This window comes from Synechococcus elongatus PCC 6301, assembly GCF_000010065.1.
Lineage (GTDB): Bacteria > Cyanobacteriota > Cyanobacteriia > Synechococcales > Synechococcaceae > Synechococcus > Synechococcus elongatus.
Genome location: NC_006576.1, coordinates 1293457 through 1313750, shown reverse-complemented (window position 1 = coordinate 1313750; position 20294 = coordinate 1293457). Strand labels below are relative to the sequence as shown.

Below are 20294 nucleotides of genomic sequence, written 5' to 3'. Positions count from 1 at the left end.
GGGTGAACTAGAGCGCAGGGGTAGGGCTGGAATGGAGCAGCGTGAGGATTTCCTGCCAGAGATCCCCCAGTCCGAAGGTCAGGGCTAGCAAGGTTGCAACGCCAATCAGGATGGTGATTACGTAGAACTGAGATTGGCCCGAGGCACTGTAGCGTAGGCTCTGGCCGCTGATCAGGGCGACAAAGCCGACGGCGTTAACCAGACCATCGACGATGTAGCGATCGATCCAAGAGACTGTGCGGGAACCCAGACTGACGAGGGCGACAACCGTCAGGCGATAGATGCGATCGATGTAGAAGTCGTAGGCCAGAAGGTCTTGCACCGGATTGAGTTTGCCGCGAATGTCGCCCACAGGGGGACAGGGAATTTGAAAGCCAAGCCAGAAGCCAATCCCACCGCTGGCTGCAATTAAAGGCATGGCGTAGTGATTGAGCCAGCTGCCATCAGCGAGGAGCGGTGCAGCCCAAGTGACTAACAGCTGCCATTGCTGGAGGAACAGCGGCAGACTGAGTACCACAATCACCAAGGAGACGATCGGCACTGCCATCGGCCAGGGCACTTCGGGAGCCCGCCGGGTTTTGGCGTGGGGTTGACCAAGGAAAACCCAGTTAAAAATTCGGGCAAAGTTGATGGCGCTGAGCAGGTTGACGAAGATCAGCAGCAGCGGCAGCCAGACAGGGGCTTCCCAGAAGCCATTGACCCAGCGTCGGAAGGTCCAAAAGTTTCCGAGGGGTAGGCAGGCAACTAGTCCCAGTGATCCGACCACAAAGGCGATCGTGGTGGCCGGCATCCGCGACCAGAGGCCGCCCATTTCCCGCATATCTTGGTTGCTGGTGGTGGCGATGATTGAGCCGACGCTCATAAATTGCAGTGCCTTGGCGACCGCATGGCAGAAGAGCAACAGCAGCGCAATATCGACTGCTTGCTGGCCGACGGCGATAAACACCAGACCAAGGAAAGCACTAGTGGAGTGGGAGAGGGCACGTTTAAAGTCGATCTGGGCGATCGCCACCAAGGAGCCACCGATCGCAGTCAGTACCCCGATCGCAATTAGCACATTAGAGACGATGGGCGACAGCGTGACGACGGGCTGCAGCTTGATCAGAATGTAAGCGCCCGCTGCGACCACGACCGAGTTCCGCATGATCGAGGCTGGGTTTGGCCCCTCCATGGCTTCATCCAGCCAGAGGTGGAGGGGGAACTGCGCACATTTACCAATCGGGCCGGCAATTAGTGCCAATCCTAATAACGTGGCTTGCAGAGGAGGCAAAGAAGCCGTTTCCGACCAGCGCTCCAGTTCGGAAAAAGTCAGACCAGTACCGTAGCTGGATAGGGCAACAACGCCCATTAGCAGAAACACATCCCCGACCCGCTTGGTCAGAAAGGCATCGCGGGCGGCAGTGACGACGAGGGGTTGGGCGTACCAGAACCCAACTAATAGATAAATGGAGAGCGTCAACAGCTCTAGGAGGCCATAGCTCAAAAACAGGGAGTCGCTAATAGCAATGCCACTGATCGCTGCTTCAAAAAAGCCCATCAGGGCAAAGAAGCGGGCGAGGGACCAGTCGCGTTCGAGGTAGCCGAGGGCAAAGAGTTGCGCCAGACAGCTCAACCCGGTTACCAGTTCCATGGCTCCTAGGCTGAGAGAGGAGATCTCGAGGGTGAAGGTGAGATCGAGATCAGCAGCTTGCAGCCAATGCCAAGCTAGCTCCAGGGGCTCGCGATTCCAGCAGGCACGAAAAGCAATGCCGCCGTGAATGAGGGCGGCGATCGTCAGTAAAAAGTTGAAGTAGGCAGCGGGGCGGGGACCCGTCCGACGGACGATACCGAGCGACCAAGGCAGGGTGAGGAGAGCCCCGATCAGCCCATAAAAGGGAATAAACCAACTCGTTTGGAGTAGGAAGTCCGTCATGCTGCAGCGGTTAGGAGGAAAGGGGCGACACGATACCGTCTTCCATTTAGGCGGCGATCGCAGAGGAGTAGCCGCAGTCAAAGAGTCGAATAGACGTGCCTAAGCTGAACTACCCCTAAGGCAGCCCAGAAATTTCCCCTACCTTAGCAGAGGCATCCGAAGGCCTGATCTCTTGGGATCAAGATGGTTACAATTCCGGCACTGTAGCCAAAGAGGGCTTTACAATCACCGCTCGATCGGAGCCCTCGGAGCTAGTGCTGGATGGGATCCCTTCGAATTGTTCTAATCCTGATCGCAAGTGAATTAAGACAATTGAAGGGTTGATCAAGACATTTTTCCTCTTCGGCTGAGCCGAGAAAAAAGGGAATTGCAGGATCGTGAGTTGTTTGTCCTGACGTTGATCCAGTCCCGCTGATATCCATCCCCCTGCTACCGCAGTAGAGTTTCCGTCTGGATCCCATGGCTGATGGTTTGGGTCACCCAGAGCTTCAGGTCGGGATCAGCGATCGCTTGCCGGACTTGTTCAACGGCCGCTTGGGCAGCAGTAGGATTCTCAGCAATACCAAAGACGCTTGGCCCGGAACCGGACATTTGGGCGGCAAGAATGCCAGAGCAGTTCCCGAGCACAGATCTCAGTTCCGCCACCTGGGGGTACTCGGGTAAGACCACCGCTTCGAGATCGTTGCGAAGATGTTGCGCGATCGCAACGGGATCACCAGCGCTCATCGCTTGCAGAAGTGGCCCGGCATGCAGCGCTTGCAGGCGATCGCGCCGCGCTGGTTCGGTTTGTAGATAGCGATCGCCAAACTGCTCGCGGTAGCGACCGTAAGCCCACGGCGTCGAGACCGACAAGCTTTCGAACTTAGCAAGGACTAAGGATAAAGAGGGTAGGGGGGGTAACGGCGTCAGTTGTTCACCGCGACTGGTGCAAAGCTGGGTACCACCGGCAACACAGAAGGGCATATCGGACCCTAATTCTGCGGCGATCGCTTCCAGTTCTGGTTGTGTCAGACCCAGCCCACTGAAAATATCCAGCCCCACGAGAGCGGCAGCTCCGTCGGTTGAACCGCCCGCTAGCCCTGCACCAATGGGAATCCGCTTCTCGAGAAAAAAGTCAACGCCGCCAATTTGGGGGAACGATCGCTGCAACCGCTGTGCTGCTTTCAGAATCAAGTTGCGCTCATCAACTTCCAAATCAGCGCGATCGCAGCCCAACTGAAACCCCTGTCCCTGCCGCTGCCGTAGGTGAAGACGATCCCCCAAGGCAATGCTCTGCATCACCATAGCCAGCTCGTGGAAACCGTCGGGGCGATCGCCCAGAATTTCCAGATAGAAATTGATTTTGGCTGGAGCAACGAGCGTCAGCGTCTTCATGCAGTCGGGTTAATGGCGCTGTCTGTAGGATCGCCCAGATCGGTACAGAGGCCAATCCACTGATCAATGCTCAGGGTTTCGGCGCGGGCTTCGGGCGCAATCTGATGAGCAGCAAACGCTGCTTCAATTTGCTCGCTGCTATAGAGTGACTTGAGATTATTGCGCAGCATTTTGCGCTTGGCGCTAAAGCCTTGGTTCAGCAGTTTTTCTAGTCGCCCTGGATTGTTGCAGACCTGGGGCCAAGGGCGTGGCTTCAGGCAAATGACCGTGGACTGAACCTTGGGTGGTGGTGAAAAACTCTTGGGGGGTACGGCACAAACTCGCTCGCAGCTGGCTAGATACTGCACTCGCACCGACAAAGCGCCGTAGGCACGTTGTCCCGGTGTGGCACAGAGACGATCGGCGACTTCTTGCTGCACGAGCAGGACGAGGCGTTCAAAAGCGGGTCGCCGTGGCTGGGCGATCGTGCCCAATAGCGATTGTAGGATCGGGCCAGTGATGTTGTAGGGAATGTTGGCGACGACTTTGCTGGGGTTGGCGAAGCGGGGTCGATCGGCGATCGCAGCAGTCCAATCAAGCTGGAGGATGTCGCCTTCCAGCAGGCAAAAGTTCTCGGCTTGTCCAAACCGTTGCTGGAGCTGACCGATTAGGTCGCGATCGAGTTCAACGGCAACCAGCCCGTCCACTGCCGCCAGCAGTCGTTGAGTCAGCGCCCCCCGCCCCGGACCAATCTCTAAAACGCGATCGCTGGGCCGCAGCTCAGCGGCCGCCACAATGCGATCGAGGATGGCTTCGCTACGGAGCCAATGTTGACCAAAGCGTTTGCGAGCAGGCATGGATCAGGAGTGAATCAGCCGCAATCCCACCAGCCTGACTCGACGGCGCTAAAGGCATCAGGCAGATAGCACCAGAGTTCTAGATAGCCTTGGCCCCAAGCCGCGACCTTGACTGCTGCTGCAGAGGGCTCTGAACGATAGCGAACCAAGGCAACATCAAAGCGACAGGCAACAGCTGCCTGGTTTCCTAAACTGGCGAGATAGCAAGCTGCAGCACGACTAAGACAGCGTTGCTTGGCTGGGCCGATGGCCAGTAACCCCGACTGATCCCAACCGGTCTGACGTCGAGTTTTGACCTCGATGAAGCGAAGCGCTGAGTCCTCTTGAGTCACCAAGTCGAGTTCGCCCCAGCGGCAATGCCAGCGCTCTGCCAGAACTTCCAGCCGGCGATCGCGGCACCAAGCAGCCACGAGGGCCTCACCGGCGCGATCGAGCGGAAGATCGATAACCTGCGTCGGGTCTGCCCTCCGTACCGCTAGGCTGGAATGATTGCAGCGTTCTGCTCAGAATGCCCGTGATTTTGTCCTTGCACACGCTTTGGCGGCACTGTTGCCGCAGCCTGATTCTCATCGCGATCGCAGGTCTAGCTTGGAGTTGGATTGCGCCAGCGGCGATCGCTCTCGATTTCACCAAGGAAATCCTCATTGAGTCCAATTTCTCCAACCGCGATCTCAGCGATGCCAACTTTACGAAGGCCAATCTACGCAGCAGCGACTTCAGTAACTCGGTGCTAGTGGGGGTTCGATTCTACGGGGCGAACTTGGAGAGCGTCGATCTTCACGGAGCTGACCTCAGTAACACCATTCTCGATCAGGCGCGGATGACTAACACTGATCTCACCGACGCCATTCTGGAAGGTGCCTATGCCTTTAACGCACTCTTCCAAGGTGCCAAGATTACGGGCGCGGATTTCACCGATGTGTTGATGCGCCAAGATGCCCAAGATTTACTGTGCAGTGTGGCAGAAGGCGTCAATTCTAAAACCGGACGAGCCACCCGCGACACCTTGGATTGCCCTTAGATTTCAGCGGCGATCGCGCCATATCACTCCCTAACTCATAACTCTCAAGCCTTTCGAATGAAAGGCTTTTTTTAGTTAAAATCAGCAGGCGATTACAGCCTAAACGAATCGAAATCATTGCTCTGATTTCAGATCAAAGTGCGATTTGCTAAAGCAATGATGCTAATAAATCCAATTCCTAAACCGATCGCGATCGCAATTGCTACTCGTTGCCCCGCGATCGCCCATTGGGGATAGAACAGGCCTAGGCTACGCGCCATGCTGCGGAGGCCGTGGCTGAGATGCAGTGCTAAAACTGCTGCTCCCAGTCCATACAGCAGGGCGATCGCTGGCTGCTGGAGTGTTTGAAGAATCAGGCTAGATGTCTGGCTCGGATCATGCTCGCGCCAACGCATCCCCTGCAGATGAACGAGCAGGAAGACGGCCAAACCACTGCCACTGATGACGGTGGAATTCGCTGCCCAGCGCAACCAACTGGTTTGCTTGCTTTGCCATTGGGCGTAGGCTTGAGGCCCGCGAGCCTGACGGTTACGCCAAGCCAGGATCAAGACGGTCAGAAAATGAACCGCGATCGCTGTCAGAACGATCGCTTCAGCAGCGGGGAGCCAGACCTGATTATGGAGTGCGATCGCCGCGCGATCGAGAGCCTCTGCTCCCCGCCATAGCAACAGATTTGTGGTGAGATGAAAGCCCACAAATAAAATCAGCACAAGACCACTCAGTGCTGCTGCCAACTTTAAAACCATGTTGGAGAACATCTGACGGTGGCCCTGTGCCTTGTGGAAATTGCAGCCTTAACTCGCGTTAGATGTTGAGGCGCTGATAGACATCATCCAAATGACGCAGATGATGTTGAGCAGCAAAGCAGTCTTCAATCTCGGCGGCGCTGAGGTGAGCCTGAACAGTCGGATCGGCTTCAATCAGGGCGCGGAAGTTGCCGCCTTCATGATTCCAAGCGCTGTGGGCATTGCTTTGGACAATTCGGTAGGCTTCCTCGCGGCTGAGTCCCTTGTCAACCAAGGCCAACAGTACGCGCTGACTGAAAACCACGCCGCCGTAGCGGTTGAGGTTGCGGGTCATGTTCTCGGGATAGACCTGCAGGGTTTTCACCAGCTCGGTCATTTCCACCAGCATGAAGTGCAGCGTCGCTGAGCAGTCGGGTAGCATCATCCGCTCCACGGAGCTGTGGGAGATATCCCGCTCGTGCCAGAGTGCCACGTTTTCCAGCGCTGCCACGGCATAGCCCCGAATCACCCGCGCTAGACCGCTGATTCGCTCGGAGCGAATCGGGTTGCGCTTGTGGGGCATGGCTGAGGAGCCTTTTTGACCCTTGGCAAAAAATTCTTCAACCCCCAGCACATCCGATCGCTGCAGGTTGCGGATCTCGACGGAGAAGCGCTCTAAAGAAGCGGCGACTAAGGCAAGGACCTGGACATACTCCGCATAGCGATCGCGGCTGACCACTTGGGTCGAAGCCGTATCCGGCTCCAGACCTAGTTTTTGACAGGTCAGAGCTTCGACGCGCGGCTCGATGTTGGCGTAGGTACCGACCGCACCGGAAATCTTGCCGACTGCCACTGACTGACGGACCTGCACCAAGCGATCGCGGTTGCGCAGCATCTCTGCCAGCCAACCGGCGAGCTTGAAGCCAAAGGTGATCGGCTCAGCATGAATGCCGTGGGAGCGGCCAATCATCACCGTTTCGCGGTGTTGCTGCGCCTGCCAGCGAATCGCCTGAATTAAATTCTCGGTTTCAGCCAAGAGCAGATCGACACTGGCCACCATCTGCAGCGCCAGACCAGTGTCCAGCACATCCGAGCTGGTCATGCCAAGGTGAATGTAGCGACCGGCATCGCCAACATATTCGTTGACGTTGGTCAAAAAGGCGATGACGTCGTGGCGAACTTCTTGCTCAATCTCCAGCACCCGCGCCGGATCGAAATTGGCCTTCGCCTTGATCGTTTCCACGGCATCGGCGGGGATATAGCCGAGCTCTGCCTGAGCCTCGCAAACGGCAATTTCAACCTGCAGCCAGGTTTTGAGTTTGTAGGTGTCAGTCCAAAGGCCGCCCATGGCAGGCAGCGTATAACGCTCGATCAAAGCCGGTGTCGACGGATACAGCCTTCCTATCTTACGGCTTTGGCCGAGCGCCGAGATCTAATCCAAACCGATGATCTGCGATCGCTGAATCCCGAGATTGATGGTTCTACCCCAGGCCTGCTGTCGCACCCAGCAGCGATCGCCGTGGCAATATTCCAAGACAAAGTCGGGCATGTCTTCGGGCTGATCCTTGAGGCGCACCAACTGGCGCCCAAAGATTTCGTAGAGGTTACCGAACGCTTGCTCCATGGGATCCTCCTCACTGAAGCTAGGACCGGGACAGAGCCAGAACTGAAATTTTCTCTGGCCACAAGAAACTTGCTTCGTATTTTGCCAGCGAGAGCATTACGGCCTGATCTCTCCCAGAATTTTCTAAGCTTGTTCCTTGCATTTCGTAATCTTCTCATTTCGTCGAGGGCTGTTCTCAACAGCAACTAGGGTGGATTTCCCTACCCGCTGCCGCGCCGGCGATCGGCCTCTACAGTGAGAGCAGTTAGCTTGTCGAACTTGAGGAACGGTCTCATGTCAGCGCTGTTGGCGATCGCCTTACTGGTCTCTGGTCCGCTGTCTACTACTCAACCGCTTCTGCTCAGTCGGGCCAATTGCACGCCGCTGGCAGTGGTGGGGGGCGCCGGTACCTCAGTCACAAAAACGGTCACACCCGGCGGTGCAGGTCCGTTCTTCCGCGACAACTGGGATACCGACTTTGCTGTGCCCACGGATGCAACCTTTCGGCGCTACGTCGCAACCATTCGATCCCTCAGTGCCAGTACGACCTATCAGGCCAGTCTCAATCTCAAGTACAGCAACGGCACCGCTGACCAGACCTTTAAGGGCAGCTTCGCGCTACCCCGAAATGGTTCTCAGGAGCTCGTTGGGCAGCCCCGTCGGGATAGTCAGCCGTTTCAGGTGAACGTTAATCTCGGTGGACTGAAGGCCGTCGGTTCCACCTATACCTTGACCGTCGTTGGTTGTTATTGAGCGCTGAAACGTTGGGAAAGGAACCCTAGTCCCTGAGGCAACCGCTTTCCCCTCAGTCTGGCCTGAACGATTGATGGCTACACCTTGATTAGCTGCGTTTGCCAGCCCCATCGACCCGTCCCGATCGCAGATTCAGAGGTCTTGAGTGGATCGCTGATGAACGGTGTTATCTGCACCAGGATTGGCGATCGCGGTAGCAGTTCTCAGACTGATCCCTTGCCTGCCCCGCTGGATAGACCAGCCTCTTAAATTAAGGAGCAAGGTTTCCTGTGTGAGGAATGGCCCAATGTCGACCGCTCTGCTTCTTGCTTTGTTGTTCCCCAGCAGCCTTGCCAGTCCGTCTACTCTCCTAGCACAAGCCAACTGCACACCGCTGCCTGTGGTGGGAGGGAGCGGCACCTCAGTCACGAAAACGGTCACACCCGGCGGCGCAGGTCCGTTCTTCCGCGACAACTGGAATACGGACTTTGCCGTGCCCGCTGATGCTACGTTTCGCCGCTACATTGCCAAGATTCAATCGACCAGTGCCAACACCACCTATCAAGCGGGCCTCAACTTGAAGTACAGCAACGGCACCGTCGATGAAAGTTTCAGCGGCAGTGTCTATTTGCCTAGCAATCTCTCGAAAGAGCTGACTGGCTTACCTCGCCGCAACAGCCAGCCCTACCAGGTCAATGTCAACTTGGGGGGCATTGATGCGGTTGGTTCTAGCTACATCCTCACGGTTTTAGGCTGCTATTAAGGTCAGTGCTGAGCTGGGAGGGAGTCAGCTCCGATAATTGGGGCATGTACTCTCTCCTGCGCCTGTGGCTAAGCACCGTTTAGATGCTCTGTTGGTGGAACGTGGACTCTGCCCCTCGCGGCAGCAGGCCCAACGGCTGATTCGTGCTGGTGAAGTGCGGGTCGCCCAAGCGATTGTCGATAAACCGGGGAGCCTGGTGGCTGAAGATGCCGTGATTGAAGTTGCGGCCAAGCCGCCCTACGTTTCGCGAGGTGGCGAAAAGCTGGCAAAAGCCTTAGCAACGTTTCCGATCGCGCTCAGCGATCGCATCTGTTTGGATGCGGGTATCTCCACCGGCGGTTTCACCGACTGCTTGTTGCAGGCAGGGGCGAGCAAAGTCTATGGCATTGATGTGGGCTACGGTCAGGTTGACTGGAAGATCCGTACTGACCCGCGAGTCCTTCTGCGGGAGCGAACCAACATCCGCAACCTGCAGCCGACTGACCTCTACGGATCCGATGATGTTTGGCCCGATCTAGCCGTCGCCGATCTCTCGTTCATCTCTCTGACGAAGGTGTTGCTGACCTTGGGGCAGTTGTTGCGATCGCCCCGCGAGCTGATTTTGCTGGTCAAGCCCCAGTTCGAGGTTGGGCGCGAAAAAGTCGGTAAAGGCGGGGTTGTCCGCGATCGCAAGGATCATGTGACGGCGATCGCTCAAGTTCTTGAGTCGGCTCAGGGGTTGGGCTGGCACGGCCAAGGATTGACTTGGTCGCCGCTACTGGGGCCGGCGGGCAATGTTGAGTATCTGCTCTGGTTGAGTGAAGCAGAAACGACTTGGGCTGGCGATCGTGCGGCGATCGAGGCCCTCACAACTGAGGCGATCGCGACCCTGCGTGCCGGATAATCCTCCAGTGAAGGTCATTAGGGCAAACTGTGGCAGGGGCAACCATTCTGGTGACGGGCGGCGCGGGCTATATCGGCTCCCATACGGTGCGGGCACTGCAAGCCCAGGGTTACCAGCCGATCGTGCTCGACAACCTCAGCAATGGCCAACGGGCGATCGCAGCAGAGGTCCTACAGGTGCCGTTGATTGTGGGAGACACCCGCGATCGCCTCTTGCTCGACCGCCTCTTTGCAGAGCATCCGATTCAGGCAGTGATTCACTTTGCTGCCTCGATCGAAGTTGGAGAGTCGGTGCGCGATCCCGGCAACTTCTACGCCAACAACGTCAGCGGTAGCTTGACCTTGCTGCAGGCAATGGTGGCAGCAGGCTGTCAGCAGCTCGTGTTTTCTTCGACCTGTGCGACCTACGGATTGCCGCAGGTGATTCCGATTCCCGAAGATCATCCCCAAGCCCCGATCAATCCCTACGGTCGCAGCAAGTGGATGGTGGAGCAGTTTCTGCAGGATTTTCAGGCTGCCTACGGCTTGCGATCGGTGATCTTCCGCTACTTCAATGCCGCTGGGGCTGATCCCAAGGGGGATTTGGGCGAGGCCCACGATCCAGAAACCCATTTGATTCCCTTGGTGCTCCAAGCCGCCGCCGGTCAGCGTCCCAGCATTCAGGTCTATGGCACGGACTACCCGACATCGGACGGCACCTGCATCCGCGACTACATCCATGTCTGTGATTTGGCCGATGCCCACGTACGGGGCCTGACTTACTTAGCGGACGGGGGAGCTACCACCGCCTTTAACTTGGGCAACGGCAATGGCTTCTCAGTCAAGGAAGTGATTGCCACCGCAGAGCGGGTCACCCAGCGATCGATTCCGGTGCAATTGAGCGATCGCCGCCCTGGTGATGCGATCGCCCTTGTCGGTAGCAGCGATAAAGCTCGCCAGATCCTCGGTTGGGAGCCGCAATTTCCCAGCTTAGAGACGATGATTCAGCATGCATGGCAGTGGCAGCAACGCTGCGATCGCCCCTCGTGATGCCCAGAACAACAAAAGAGCCCAGTGGTTTCCTGTCAGCATTAACTGACCTCAAAACAACTGAACTCTCTTGCTAACGTTTTGTGATCGCTGGCCTCTAACTGCTCCAGCAATACACCTGCTGTTGTCGACGCTGACTTAGATTGCGTCGGCGTTTTTCTCGCCGGTGCGAATCCGGATGGTTTGGTCGACGGGCGAGACGAAGATCTTGCCGTCACCAATTTCGCCAGTGCGGGCTGCTGCAACGATTTTGTCGATGACGGTGTCGACTTGGGCATCTTCCACCACGATCTCGAGCTTCAGCTTTTGCAAAAACTCAACCGTGTATTCCGAGCCGCGATAGCGCTCCGTTTGGCCTTTTTGGCGACCAAAACCGCGCACTTCTGAAACCGTCATCCCGACAATGCCAGCATTGACGAGCGCAATCTTGACTTCGTCCAGTTTGAACGGACGAATAATCGCCTCAATCTTCTTCAAGGGAACTCTCCTTAAGCCAGGGCAATTAAGAGGGGCAAACGGCCCCGGTCAGCGACTCTTTGGTAACACCGCTGACTAGACCACAGTTGTAGTTACTGCTACAGCAATCGAAAATTCGCTGTCTACATTTTAATCAGCCACTGCTGAAAGATCAGGCAAAAGCTAGGCTAGACAGGCAACCTGTTACGAAACGTCAGGCGATCGCAGTTTCTGCTGAGTGATTACTTTGTGCATCCAGCTGAGCGAGAACGGCTAGCATTTCCTGCTCGAACGCCACCAAGGCGCGATTGCTCCGGCCACCAATATACAGCTGACCGTCCTGCTCTAGAGCCCAGACCTGCGCGTGGGAGACGTAGCTGCAAACCACGCCCACCATCACAAACAGGAAGCCGGCATAGACCCAGGGAATCCCCGGATCAGACTTGATCTGCAGGCCGGTACTGCCGACTAGGTCGACCAAGCTGAGACGGATGCCCTCGACTTCGATCGCCATGCCTTTGCGCAGGGTGCCTAGGGGTTCGCCATTGCTGCCGTAGATAACCGCTGTCCCCTGTAGATCCTTGGCGATCAGTGAGACCCCACTGCTGAGATCAGGTTTTGTGGGGACAAAAGTCCCCCAGATGCGACCCGCCGCAGGGAGCTGCGCCATGGGTAGTTGTAGGACAGGGCTATTGTTAAGGCGCACTTGGGCTGCCGCGATTGCCCAGTCGGCCTGATAAAAGGTCAGACCACCGTAGCGCAAGGGTTGATTGACGTGAATTGTCTGGCGATCTTGCTCTTGTCCCTCGCGATCGACTACGGACAGATCCGAGTAGAACTGATCGATGCGACCGTCGGGAGCATAGTCAATCCAAAAGCGATTGACCTTAACTGCCCAATCCTGAGGAATACGACTGCCACTCCAAGGGCCGGCATCGACAATATTCCGAACCTGAAACGTCTCGCCGCTTGGAATCATCTCCTGGGCATAAAATCCCCCCAAGGAGCCCCAGATGGCGCCCCCTAGCACCACCAGCATGCCGGCATGCACCAAGATCGGACCGACTCGTCCGGCCAGACCTCGGCGAGCATAGAGGACATCATCTGCCCGAAAGAGACGGTAGCGGCGTTGCAGCAGTAGCGGTTCCAAACTGTCGAGTTTGCCCTGAGGCAGGCTGGCACTGAGTGCAAGCTTGGTAAATTGCCGAGGCTCTTGATAGAACTGCCAACGCTGGGCAGCCCGCAGGGCGGGCCATTGGCGACGAAAAGTACAGGCCGTGAGGCTGGCACCAAAGAGAATGAGCAACCCTAGGAACCAGCCCGCTCGGTAGACATGGTCAAGGCCAAGGCTCAGAATCCAGCGCCACGACAGAAAGCCAAACAGGGCAGGATCGGTGGGGTAGTTCTCTTGATAGAAGGCAAGACTCTGCCCCTGCTCAATCACGGTACCTGTGGCACTGGCGATCGCGATCGCTAGCAGCAGCAGGATCGCGAGACGCAGATCGGCCAGCCAGGTCCAAAACAACTGTTGACCCCGCCGCCAGCGATCGGCAAAGGAGGGTGAGGCCAGAGGATCAGAGGTCATGCGTTAATTGGCAGACGAAGGAGCAGCGTCAGAACACCAAAACCGATGAGGACAACGCCACTGGTGGGCGTCAGCCAAGCCGACCATTGTCGCAGGGCCAACAACTGACGCAGGGAAGCGGCGAGGAGACCGGCTAGGAGGAGCGGTAGGACGGAACCCAGCGCATAGGTACCCAAAAGAGCAGCCCCGAGTTGTACTTGGCCACTGGCCGCCACCCAAGCAAGTAGAGTAGCTAGGACTGGTGTACTGCAGGGAGACGCTACCAAGCCAAAGGTCAGACCCAAAAGATAGGCGCGCAGGTCAATCGGCCATTCCTCCTGGAGCCAGCTTGTGGTGTTCAGGCCCGGTAGCCTTAGGGGCAGCAGCTCCAGCAGATTCAAGCCCATCACGATCGCAATCAGGCTAGAGGCCAAGGTCAGACCCCAGCCAATCTGGCCATAGATCCGCCCAAGCACGGCTGCACTCAGACCCAGCCCCATCAGCGTCGTGGCCAAGCCCAGACAGAACAGACCGGATTGGCGCAGACTCTGGGCGCGATCGCCCTCACTGTAGCCCCCCAAATAGGCAAAGGTGACTGGCAGCATCGAGAGGGTGCAGGGTGTCAAACTCGTCGCCAAACCTGCCACCCAGACGATTGCAAAAGTTGGCAGTCCCGGATGCTGGAGCTGACTATTGACAAGGGTTTCGGCCCAAAGGCTGAGCTGGAAGAGCAGGGTTTCCAGCCCCTCAAACCATCTGGCAAAAGTGTCGAACATGCCTCGATTTTATCGAGGTCTAGGCCGGCGATCGCCGCCGTATTGTTTTGAGAGGAGTGGTTGGCCCAGGGCTGTTAGCGATTTCCTCATCCATTTCTAGTGCCACACGGATCAACAGGCCCGCTACGAACAGGCTCGAGAGCAGGGCATTGCCGCCGTAGCTGATGAAAGGCAAGGGCAAGCCTGTGGTTGGCAGAGCACCCGAAGCTACCCCGATATTGAGCAAGGATTGCAGGACTAGCAGCGTGGTACAGCCCGTGGCCACAAGCTGATTTAAGACCCGCCGCGATCGCAGGGCCACCCAAAAGCCAACCGTTCCGAAGCAGCAAAGAAAGAGCAGGAACAGCAGGCTGCCAACCAAGCCAAACTCTTCGGCATAGACCGCAAAGATGAAGTCGGTGTTCTGAATTGGCAGGTAGGACAGCTTCTGCACCGAGAGCCCGTAGCCTGTACCCCAAGTTCCCCCCGAGCCGATCGCCAGCAGACTTTGAACCAGCTGATAGCTCTTGTCGAGGGGGTCCCGCCAGGGGTTGAGGAAGGAGAGAATCCGTTCCATTTGGTAGCTATTGCGGAAGACGCTGACCACCCCGATTGCGCCGCCGCCAATCACTGTCAACAGGAGCTGAGCGAGGGGTAAACCGGCAGCAAGCGCAATGATCCACAGCAGGCTGCCGCAAAGAGTTGCTGTACTCAGGTTCGGTTGCTTGAGAATGATGCCGAGGGTCAGCAAGAACATCGCCAGCCAAAATCCCCGCTGGGCCCAGCTGAGGCGAAACCAACTACCGAAAACAACGGCGCCCTGCAAAATTAGGCAGGGTTTCATCAGTTCTGAAGGCTGGATTTGGAGTGGCCCGATCACGAGCCACCGGCTAGCCCCGTTGATCGTCGCACCGGCAACGAGAGTGAGCGCTAAGCCCACCAAGCAGAGGCCCATCCCCCAGGGTGCCCAGCGGGCAAAACGCTGAATGGGGGTCGCGATCGCCCAGCTAAACCCCAGCAAGCCCAAAATCAGCCACACCCCTTGGCGAATCAAATAGGCAAAGCCATTGCCCGATTCATTCAGCGCCAGGTCGTAGGAGGCTGACAACAAAATCAAGAGCCCGCAGACGAGCCAAAAAAAAGTCAGCCAGTGCAAGAGTCGTGCGGGCCGATTCCAAGTTGCCGTTGGCACCAAGGTAAGCCACTGGGGGAGGGCAAGACTCATAGGGCGATCGCCATAAAAAAACTCTCGGCACACTCACTATAAGAGTCAGACCGAGAGTCGGTTCGATTGCAATAATTTTGAGACCTAGAGCAGTCCGGTATTGGTATTCGGACGGCCAGTCGCCAATTCAACCTTGATGATCTTGCCACCCAGCTTTTGGATGCGCTGCTGCTCTCTAAACCAAGCATCGTATGGAACGAGCTTCGTAAAGAAGGTGTTTTGCAGTTCGCGCTGAGTCCGGATTTTGCTGGGGCTGGGCAAGCAAGCGGTGATTCGGAACATCCGCATTGTTTGTTTCTCCCGGGTTCCCTTAATCGTTCTAGGGAAAGGGCTGAGGCTGAGAGCTCAACACCATTCCCTAGACTCAGTAGCTGGATGCTTAGCTCAAGCCGGAGCTGATGTAGTCGAGGTAGACACCCATTTCGCGACCAGCGTCGGGGCCGACCAAGCTAGCAGTGACTTCTTTGATTGCTTGGATCGCTTGGACGGTTGCACCGATCGGCACGCCCAGACTGTTGTAGGTCTCTTTCAGACCGTTGAGCACGCGCTCATCCAAGATCGAGGTATCGCCAGCCAACATGGCATAGGTGGCGTAGCGCAGGTAGTACTCCAAGTCGCGGATGCAAGCAGCATAGCGACGGGTGGTGTACATGTTGCCGCCGGGACGGGTGATGTCTGAGTAGAGCAGCGATTTAGCCACTGCTTCTTTGACGATCAGAGCCGAGTTGGCACTGATGGTGGCTGCAGCACGGACGCGCAGTTCGCCACTTTGGAAGTAGCTCTTGAGACGATCGAGGGCTGAGCTGTCCAGGTACTTACCTTGGACGTCAGAAGCATTGATGACAGCGGTAATTGCGTCTTGCATCTTTCTAAAATCCTTGAAAAAGTCGCGTTCGAATCAAAGGGACTTAAAAGACTGAATTAGCTGAGAGCGCCAATTACGTAGTCAAAGTAAGCGCCTGCTTCGTCAGCGTCTTCACCAGTCAGTAGGGCGGTTGCAGCCGATTTCAGCTCACGGACGCCTTCAGCGACAGCTTCGATGGGGGTTCCTAGCGATTTGTACATTTCGCGGACACCGACAATGCCGATTTCTTCAATCGGGGTGATGTCGCCCGAAACTACACCGTAGGTCACAAGACGCAGGTAGTAGTCGAGGTCACGCAGGCAGGTGGCCGTCATGTCTTCACCGTAGGCATTGCCACCGGGCGAAACCACGTCAGGACGCTTTTGGAAAAGTTGGTTGCCAGCTTGCTTGACGATCCGCTCGCGGGACTCAGCAATGGTCTGCGCAATCCGCAGACGACGATCGCCACCGACAACGAAGGTTTTGATGCGTTCCAGTTCGCCAGGGCTTAGGTAACGCGCCTCGGCGTCAGCGTTGACGATGGACTTCGAGACGATACTCATTAATGGATTCCTCCAAGCATTTTGAAACCAGACTGGCCTCCACCGACCCTGGCCCTCAGTGAGGAAACCGTGAAGTCAGGCAAACCGTTCACGTTCGGACCGTCAAGGCGATCGTGAACCCGAGGCGGTCAGAATTCCCGAAGCCTGACCGGGAGGAGAGACACCTCTCGGGGGCGAGCGCAGGTAGCCGGCAACAGCGTCCGAATTACCTTTCGGAATCATTTTGCGCTATCGTCGAAACCCTACAGAAATTGACGTAACAGTTTGTAATAAAGGAATTCAGTTTTCTTTAAATGCCCAAAAAGCTGTGAGCGTCTAGGTTTTGCCCAAACGCTCACAGCCAGAATCTGAGGAGAGGCGATTGCCTAGCGACGGCCAACCTCTGGACGGCGTTCCTGGGCCCCAGCAGCGGGTCGGAGCGACGCTTTGACCTTCTCAGAGGCCTCTAGGCCACGCACAGAACGCAGAGCCAAGCCTTTGGGGGTGATATAGCGCTCGTAGGGCACCGTATCTTCCCCGAAGGCAGCAATGTACTCGGGACTGTCGAGAATCGCATCCACAAGGGCATAGAAGCCTTTCTTCGCTGAGATGTCGAAGTAGGCGTTAATCTCGGCACGACCCGTCGTGGGACGGCCCAGCAAGCGGCGATGGATGTACTCCACGGCTTTGACGACGTAGAGGTTGTTCCAGTAGAGCTTCCGGAAGGTTTCAGACTTGGCGATCTGACGCACAAACTCCCGCACGGTGATTTCACCGTTTTCGAGCTTGATTTCCGGTACCGTCAGACGCTGACCTTCGTAGAGGTCGCGGCCAAAGACTTGCCGATAGGCGGCCCGAATCACGGCTTGAGTGGTGCTTTCGGTTTGGCGAATACTGGGATTGCCGACCGATTTGCTGCGTATCGAGCTGCTACCAGCAGCGACTTGGGTGAGTTTGAAAATCTTGGTTGGCGTGGTGCCACTTTGTTGGAAAGCGGCGCTGCCCACTTGGTTGTTGACGCCGCCCTTGGAGACCAGCAAGCGACGAGTATCTTTGCCGAAGGGGGCTGGATTGGTGCGGTTGTTGACCGTGCGTGAGGGGAAGATGGCCCCGAACTGAATTTCCAGCGGGTCGTTGCCAGCACCGTAGGGGTGTTGATCGAGCAGAGGCTGCTTGTATTCCCCAAACAGAGTGACAAACTGCGGCACTTTGACAAAGGGTGCGCTGTATTTGAACAGCTCTTGCTGAACGCCCCAGTTGCGGCACTCTTGTGCTTCTTGACCCAGACCGCGCAGGTAAGGCACGGTTTCTTCGCCGAAGTAGTCTGCGTATTCCTGCGAATCCACCAAGGCATCGATCAATGCTGCAAAGCCCTTGGCACTGAGCAGATCGAAGTAGCGGGTGAACTCCTCAGCAGAGCTGATGCCGCGACCCAAGAAGTGGCGGAAGGCCAGCTCGATCACGCGGCTATTGACGAAGCGATCGTGGAATTGCTGACGGTAGAGCGGTGATTTACCCAAGCGGCGGATAAATTCTTTGGTTGAGATCTCGCCGTTTTTAACCTTGGATTCTAGGTCAGAAACCTTCTGGCTGTAAGCGCGGGTGATGTCCCGTTCAAAGACTTGGCGATAGGCCGCTTTGATCGCTTCATTCTTCTCAACGGTCGACAGGGTCGACTTGATCACAAATTTAGGACGCCGTTCAGCTGCGTTGGCATAGCTTTGGGGCAGTGCCAGTCCCTGTTGATCCTCAGCAAAACGCTGGCGCTGCTTCAGCGATGGAGTCGGGGCTTCGAACTCCCGAATCAGCACGTCAAAGTAGTCTTTGACCAGTTGCTGGGCTTCAGGATCGTTGCGGAAGTAGCCGGCACTGGTCGCCCGCATATCCTGTAGAGCCACCAGCGTCGCAGGCGTGGAGCAAGCTTTCTCAATGATTTCGCGCAGACCGCGGACGTTGACAACCAAGATATTGGGGTCGCCCGCCACGATCGCGTAGGTGATGTAGCGCAGAAACCAGCTCATGTCGCGCAATGATTTCTGCATGTTGCGCGGGCCATAGCGCGCCACGTTAATTGGTCGGAACCCCGAAGGAATCCGCACGGCACCTGCACCACCCAGGGCAGCGGTCAAACCGCTGAAGAAGCCACCGCCACCACTACTTTCGACGAAGGTGACGGTGCCGAGCTTCGCTTCGCGGGCGCGCTGTTCTTCCGCACTGCGGAGATTGCGAGGGTCAACTTTGGGGCGCTCAATATAAGCAAGGGGTGAGCCACCGACAAAAATCCGGTTGGCTGCTCGCGAGACAATCGTGTCGGAATTCCGAGTGATGATTTCTGCGATCGCCAGCCGTTTGAGGCCGGACTGGAAGTAGCTCGAAAGCTCGCGCAGCTCACCCTGTTGCGGGAAGCGGTCTTGTTGTTCTGCCTGAACAATCGTCGAGCCAGGAACCGTTTGGTAGAGTTGCGGGCGTGCAAGTGAGCTGCCGCCACTGGCCGTAACTGTCATTTGCCTTAAAGCTCCCTAGGTTCTTATGAAGGATGAACCCGTCGAGCAATGAGAAGAGCGATGGAAGATTCCCAAAACGCCCCGACCCGACGAGATTAAACCGGGATTGAGAAGGGTTTGTTTTAGATTAGAGCGTGCCGTGGCGGCACCCCTTTTTTGTTAACAAATGTGTCGCCAGCCTTGTCGAGACGCGAGCTGACAGGCGATGAAGCTGATGGATTCGACCCTGCTGGGGCGATCGCGTTTCTCATTTTTTGCTGCCATGCCCGACTCCGTCACCCAAGCTGTTTCCGCGCTCTACGACGCCTATCCGTTTCCACCGGAACCAATGCAGGATGGGCCACCACCGGGCTACAACTGGCGCTGGCATTACCCCTCGGCCTATGCCTTTTGCACGGGACGGGCACCGCAGTTGGGGCGGCCTCGCATTTTAGATGCGGGTTGTGGCACCGGTGTGAGTACTGACTACCTCGCACACCTCAATCCCAGCGCAGAGATTACAGCGATCGATATCAGCGCCGGTACTCTCGCTGTCGCCCAAGAACGCTGTCAGCGATCGGGCGTTGCCGATCGCATCCACTTCCAGCAGCTCAGTCTTTACGACGTCGCCCAACTGCCGGGAGAGTTTGATCAGATCAACTGCGTCGGGGTGTTGCACCATCTCGAAGATCCCGATCGCGGCTTAGCTGCTTTGGCGAGCAAACTCGCGCCGGGCGGCATCCTCCATATCTTTGTCTATGCCGAGATTGGTCGGGCTGAAATTCGGCAGATGCAAGAAGCGATCGCCCTATTACAGGGAGAGCGGCGCGGCGACTATCGCGATGGTGTGGCGATCGGGCGGGAAATTTTCAGTCAACTGCCAGCCAACAATCGACTACGGCGTCGGGAGGAAGAACGCTGGGCACTGGAAAACCAGCGTGACGAATGCTTCGCCGACATGTATGTCCATCCCCAAGAGATTGACTACAACACCGAAACCCTGCGGCGCTGGATTGAAGGCAGTGGTCTCACCTTCCTTGGCTTTTCCGATCGCGATCGCTGGCAGCCCGATCGCTTATTTGGCAGCTCAGATACCCTGCGCGATCGCTTTCAGTCGCTCTCGAAATGGCAGCGCTACCGGCTGATCGAATTACTCGACCCCGAAATCACCCACTTTGAGTTTTTCCTGGGGCGATCGCCTCTGCCCCAGTACGACTGGTCGGACAACGATCAACTGCTGCATGCCAAGCCGGTGCGCAACGAATGCCTCTACGGCTGGCCCAGTCGCGACATCTTCGACCCGGACTACCGGCCCCGTACCCTCAGCGAAGCGGAATACGCCTTCCTAGAACAATGCGATCGCCCGCTGGATTCAGCCCTGACCGTTGCCGAACTCTTACAAACCAGTTCTTTGGACTTGGCGGCGGTGCGCCAATTGATCGATCAGCAGCTGATTTTGCTCGTGCCCGCGCAAACGTAGGACAGTGCAACGCTGCGTGATAGGATTACCCCTGGCTTGCGCCATATTTTGCCAGCAGAACCGCTCGG

General features: G+C 56.8%; 21 protein-coding genes. 6 read left to right on the top strand and 15 right to left on the bottom strand.

What is annotated here, in order from left to right:
- Positions 1–7: 7 nt before the first annotated feature.
- From SYC_RS06375 to SYC_RS06360, 4 genes are all read right to left on the bottom strand, one after another.
- Positions 8–1912 (bottom strand): NAD(P)H-quinone oxidoreductase subunit F, encoded by a 1905-nt coding sequence (locus tag SYC_RS06375; RefSeq protein ID WP_011243516.1) that lies wholly within the window; start codon positions 1910–1912, stop codon positions 8–10.
- A gap of 429 nt (positions 1913–2341) precedes the next feature.
- Positions 2342–3286 (bottom strand): 4-(cytidine 5'-diphospho)-2-C-methyl-D-erythritol kinase, encoded by a 945-nt coding sequence (gene ispE, locus SYC_RS06370; RefSeq protein WP_011243515.1) that lies wholly within the window; start codon positions 3284–3286, stop codon positions 2342–2344.
- Positions 3283–4122 (bottom strand): 16S rRNA (adenine(1518)-N(6)/adenine(1519)-N(6))-dimethyltransferase RsmA, encoded by an 840-nt coding sequence (gene rsmA / locus SYC_RS06365; RefSeq protein ID WP_011243514.1) that lies wholly within the window; start codon positions 4120–4122, stop codon positions 3283–3285. The genes ispE and rsmA overlap by 4 nt, the downstream gene beginning before the upstream one ends.
- Before the next feature lie 14 nt (positions 4123–4136).
- Entirely contained in the window at positions 4137–4532 is a 396-nt protein-coding gene (locus tag SYC_RS06360) for a YraN family protein (RefSeq protein WP_011243513.1), read from the bottom strand.
- 98 nt (positions 4533–4630) lie between these two features.
- Between SYC_RS06360 and SYC_RS06355 the strand changes: the two genes are divergently transcribed.
- Positions 4631–5143, top strand: a complete 513-nt coding sequence (locus tag SYC_RS06355; protein WP_011243512.1) for a pentapeptide repeat-containing protein — start codon at positions 4631–4633, stop codon at positions 5141–5143.
- A 128-nt stretch (positions 5144–5271) separates the two neighbouring features.
- Here the strand turns inward: SYC_RS06355 and SYC_RS06350 are convergent, their stop codons facing one another.
- From SYC_RS06350 to SYC_RS06340, 3 genes are read right to left on the bottom strand one after another with little or no spacing between them, the layout of a single operon-like run.
- A complete protein-coding gene (locus tag SYC_RS06350; RefSeq protein WP_231621359.1) occupies positions 5272–5889 on the bottom strand; it encodes a succinate dehydrogenase cytochrome b subunit in 618 nt (205 codons plus the stop codon).
- Between the two features lie 58 nt (positions 5890–5947).
- Complete coding sequence (gene purB, locus SYC_RS06345; protein WP_041676984.1) at positions 5948–7243, bottom strand: adenylosuccinate lyase; 1296 nt, start codon at positions 7241–7243, stop codon at positions 5948–5950.
- Positions 7244–7300: 57 nt separating this feature from the next.
- On the bottom strand, positions 7301–7492 hold the full coding sequence (locus SYC_RS06340; protein WP_011243509.1) for a hypothetical protein: 192 nt from the start codon (positions 7490–7492) through the stop codon (positions 7301–7303).
- Positions 7493–7765: 273 nt separating this feature from the next.
- On the opposite strand from SYC_RS06340, the gene SYC_RS06335 reads away from it, so the two are divergent.
- The 4 genes from SYC_RS06335 (at position 7766) to galE (ending at position 10877) form a co-directional block, all read left to right on the top strand.
- A complete protein-coding gene (locus SYC_RS06335; RefSeq protein WP_011377533.1) occupies positions 7766–8224 on the top strand; it encodes a hypothetical protein in 459 nt (152 codons plus the stop codon).
- Positions 8225–8510: 286 nt separating this feature from the next.
- Positions 8511–8966 (top strand): hypothetical protein, encoded by a 456-nt coding sequence (locus SYC_RS06330; RefSeq protein ID WP_011377534.1) that lies wholly within the window; start codon positions 8511–8513, stop codon positions 8964–8966.
- Between the two features lie 64 nt (positions 8967–9030).
- Positions 9031–9849 carry a TlyA family RNA methyltransferase gene (locus SYC_RS06325; protein WP_011243506.1) on the top strand — a complete coding sequence of 273 codons (819 nt, stop codon included), beginning with the start codon at positions 9031–9033 and terminating at the stop codon, positions 9847–9849.
- Positions 9850–9878: 29 nt separating this feature from the next.
- Positions 9879–10877 carry a UDP-glucose 4-epimerase GalE gene (gene galE / locus SYC_RS06320; protein WP_011243505.1) on the top strand — a complete coding sequence of 333 codons (999 nt, stop codon included), beginning with the start codon at positions 9879–9881 and terminating at the stop codon, positions 10875–10877.
- Between the two features lie 138 nt (positions 10878–11015).
- On the opposite strand, the gene SYC_RS06315 is transcribed toward galE, so the two are convergent.
- The 8 genes from SYC_RS06315 to SYC_RS06280 form a co-directional block, all read right to left on the bottom strand.
- Positions 11016–11354, bottom strand: a complete 339-nt coding sequence (locus SYC_RS06315; protein ID WP_011243504.1) for a P-II family nitrogen regulator — start codon at positions 11352–11354, stop codon at positions 11016–11018.
- A gap of 193 nt (positions 11355–11547) precedes the next feature.
- Positions 11548–12918 (bottom strand): cytochrome c biogenesis protein, encoded by a 1371-nt coding sequence (locus SYC_RS06310; RefSeq protein ID WP_011243503.1) that lies wholly within the window; start codon positions 12916–12918, stop codon positions 11548–11550.
- Positions 12915–13673 (bottom strand): cytochrome c biogenesis protein CcdA, encoded by a 759-nt coding sequence (locus tag SYC_RS06305; protein ID WP_011243502.1) that lies wholly within the window; start codon positions 13671–13673, stop codon positions 12915–12917. The genes SYC_RS06310 and SYC_RS06305 overlap by 4 nt, the downstream gene beginning before the upstream one ends.
- Positions 13674–13692: 19 nt before the next feature.
- Entirely contained in the window at positions 13693–14877 is a 1185-nt protein-coding gene (locus SYC_RS06300) for an FtsW/RodA/SpoVE family cell cycle protein (RefSeq protein ID WP_011377535.1), read from the bottom strand.
- An 84-nt stretch (positions 14878–14961) separates the two neighbouring features.
- Positions 14962–15165 (bottom strand): phycobilisome linker polypeptide, encoded by a 204-nt coding sequence (locus tag SYC_RS06295; protein ID WP_011243500.1) that lies wholly within the window; start codon positions 15163–15165, stop codon positions 14962–14964.
- A gap of 91 nt (positions 15166–15256) precedes the next feature.
- The gene (gene apcB, locus SYC_RS06290) at positions 15257–15742 is read right to left on the bottom strand and encodes an allophycocyanin subunit beta (RefSeq protein ID WP_011243499.1); all 486 of its coding nucleotides are present in this window, start codon (positions 15740–15742) and stop codon (positions 15257–15259) included.
- A gap of 56 nt (positions 15743–15798) precedes the next feature.
- Positions 15799–16284 (bottom strand): allophycocyanin subunit alpha, encoded by a 486-nt coding sequence (gene apcA / locus SYC_RS06285; RefSeq protein ID WP_011243498.1) that lies wholly within the window; start codon positions 16282–16284, stop codon positions 15799–15801.
- Positions 16285–16649: 365 nt separating this feature from the next.
- Complete coding sequence (locus tag SYC_RS06280) at positions 16650–18767, bottom strand: phycobilisome rod-core linker polypeptide (protein WP_011243497.1); 2118 nt, start codon at positions 18765–18767, stop codon at positions 16650–16652.
- Positions 18768–18972: 205 nt separating this feature from the next.
- On the opposite strand from SYC_RS06280, the gene SYC_RS06275 reads away from it, so the two are divergent.
- Entirely contained in the window at positions 18973–20226 is a 1254-nt protein-coding gene (locus SYC_RS06275; RefSeq protein WP_011243496.1) for a class I SAM-dependent methyltransferase, read from the top strand.
- Positions 20227–20294 lie beyond the last annotated feature (68 nt).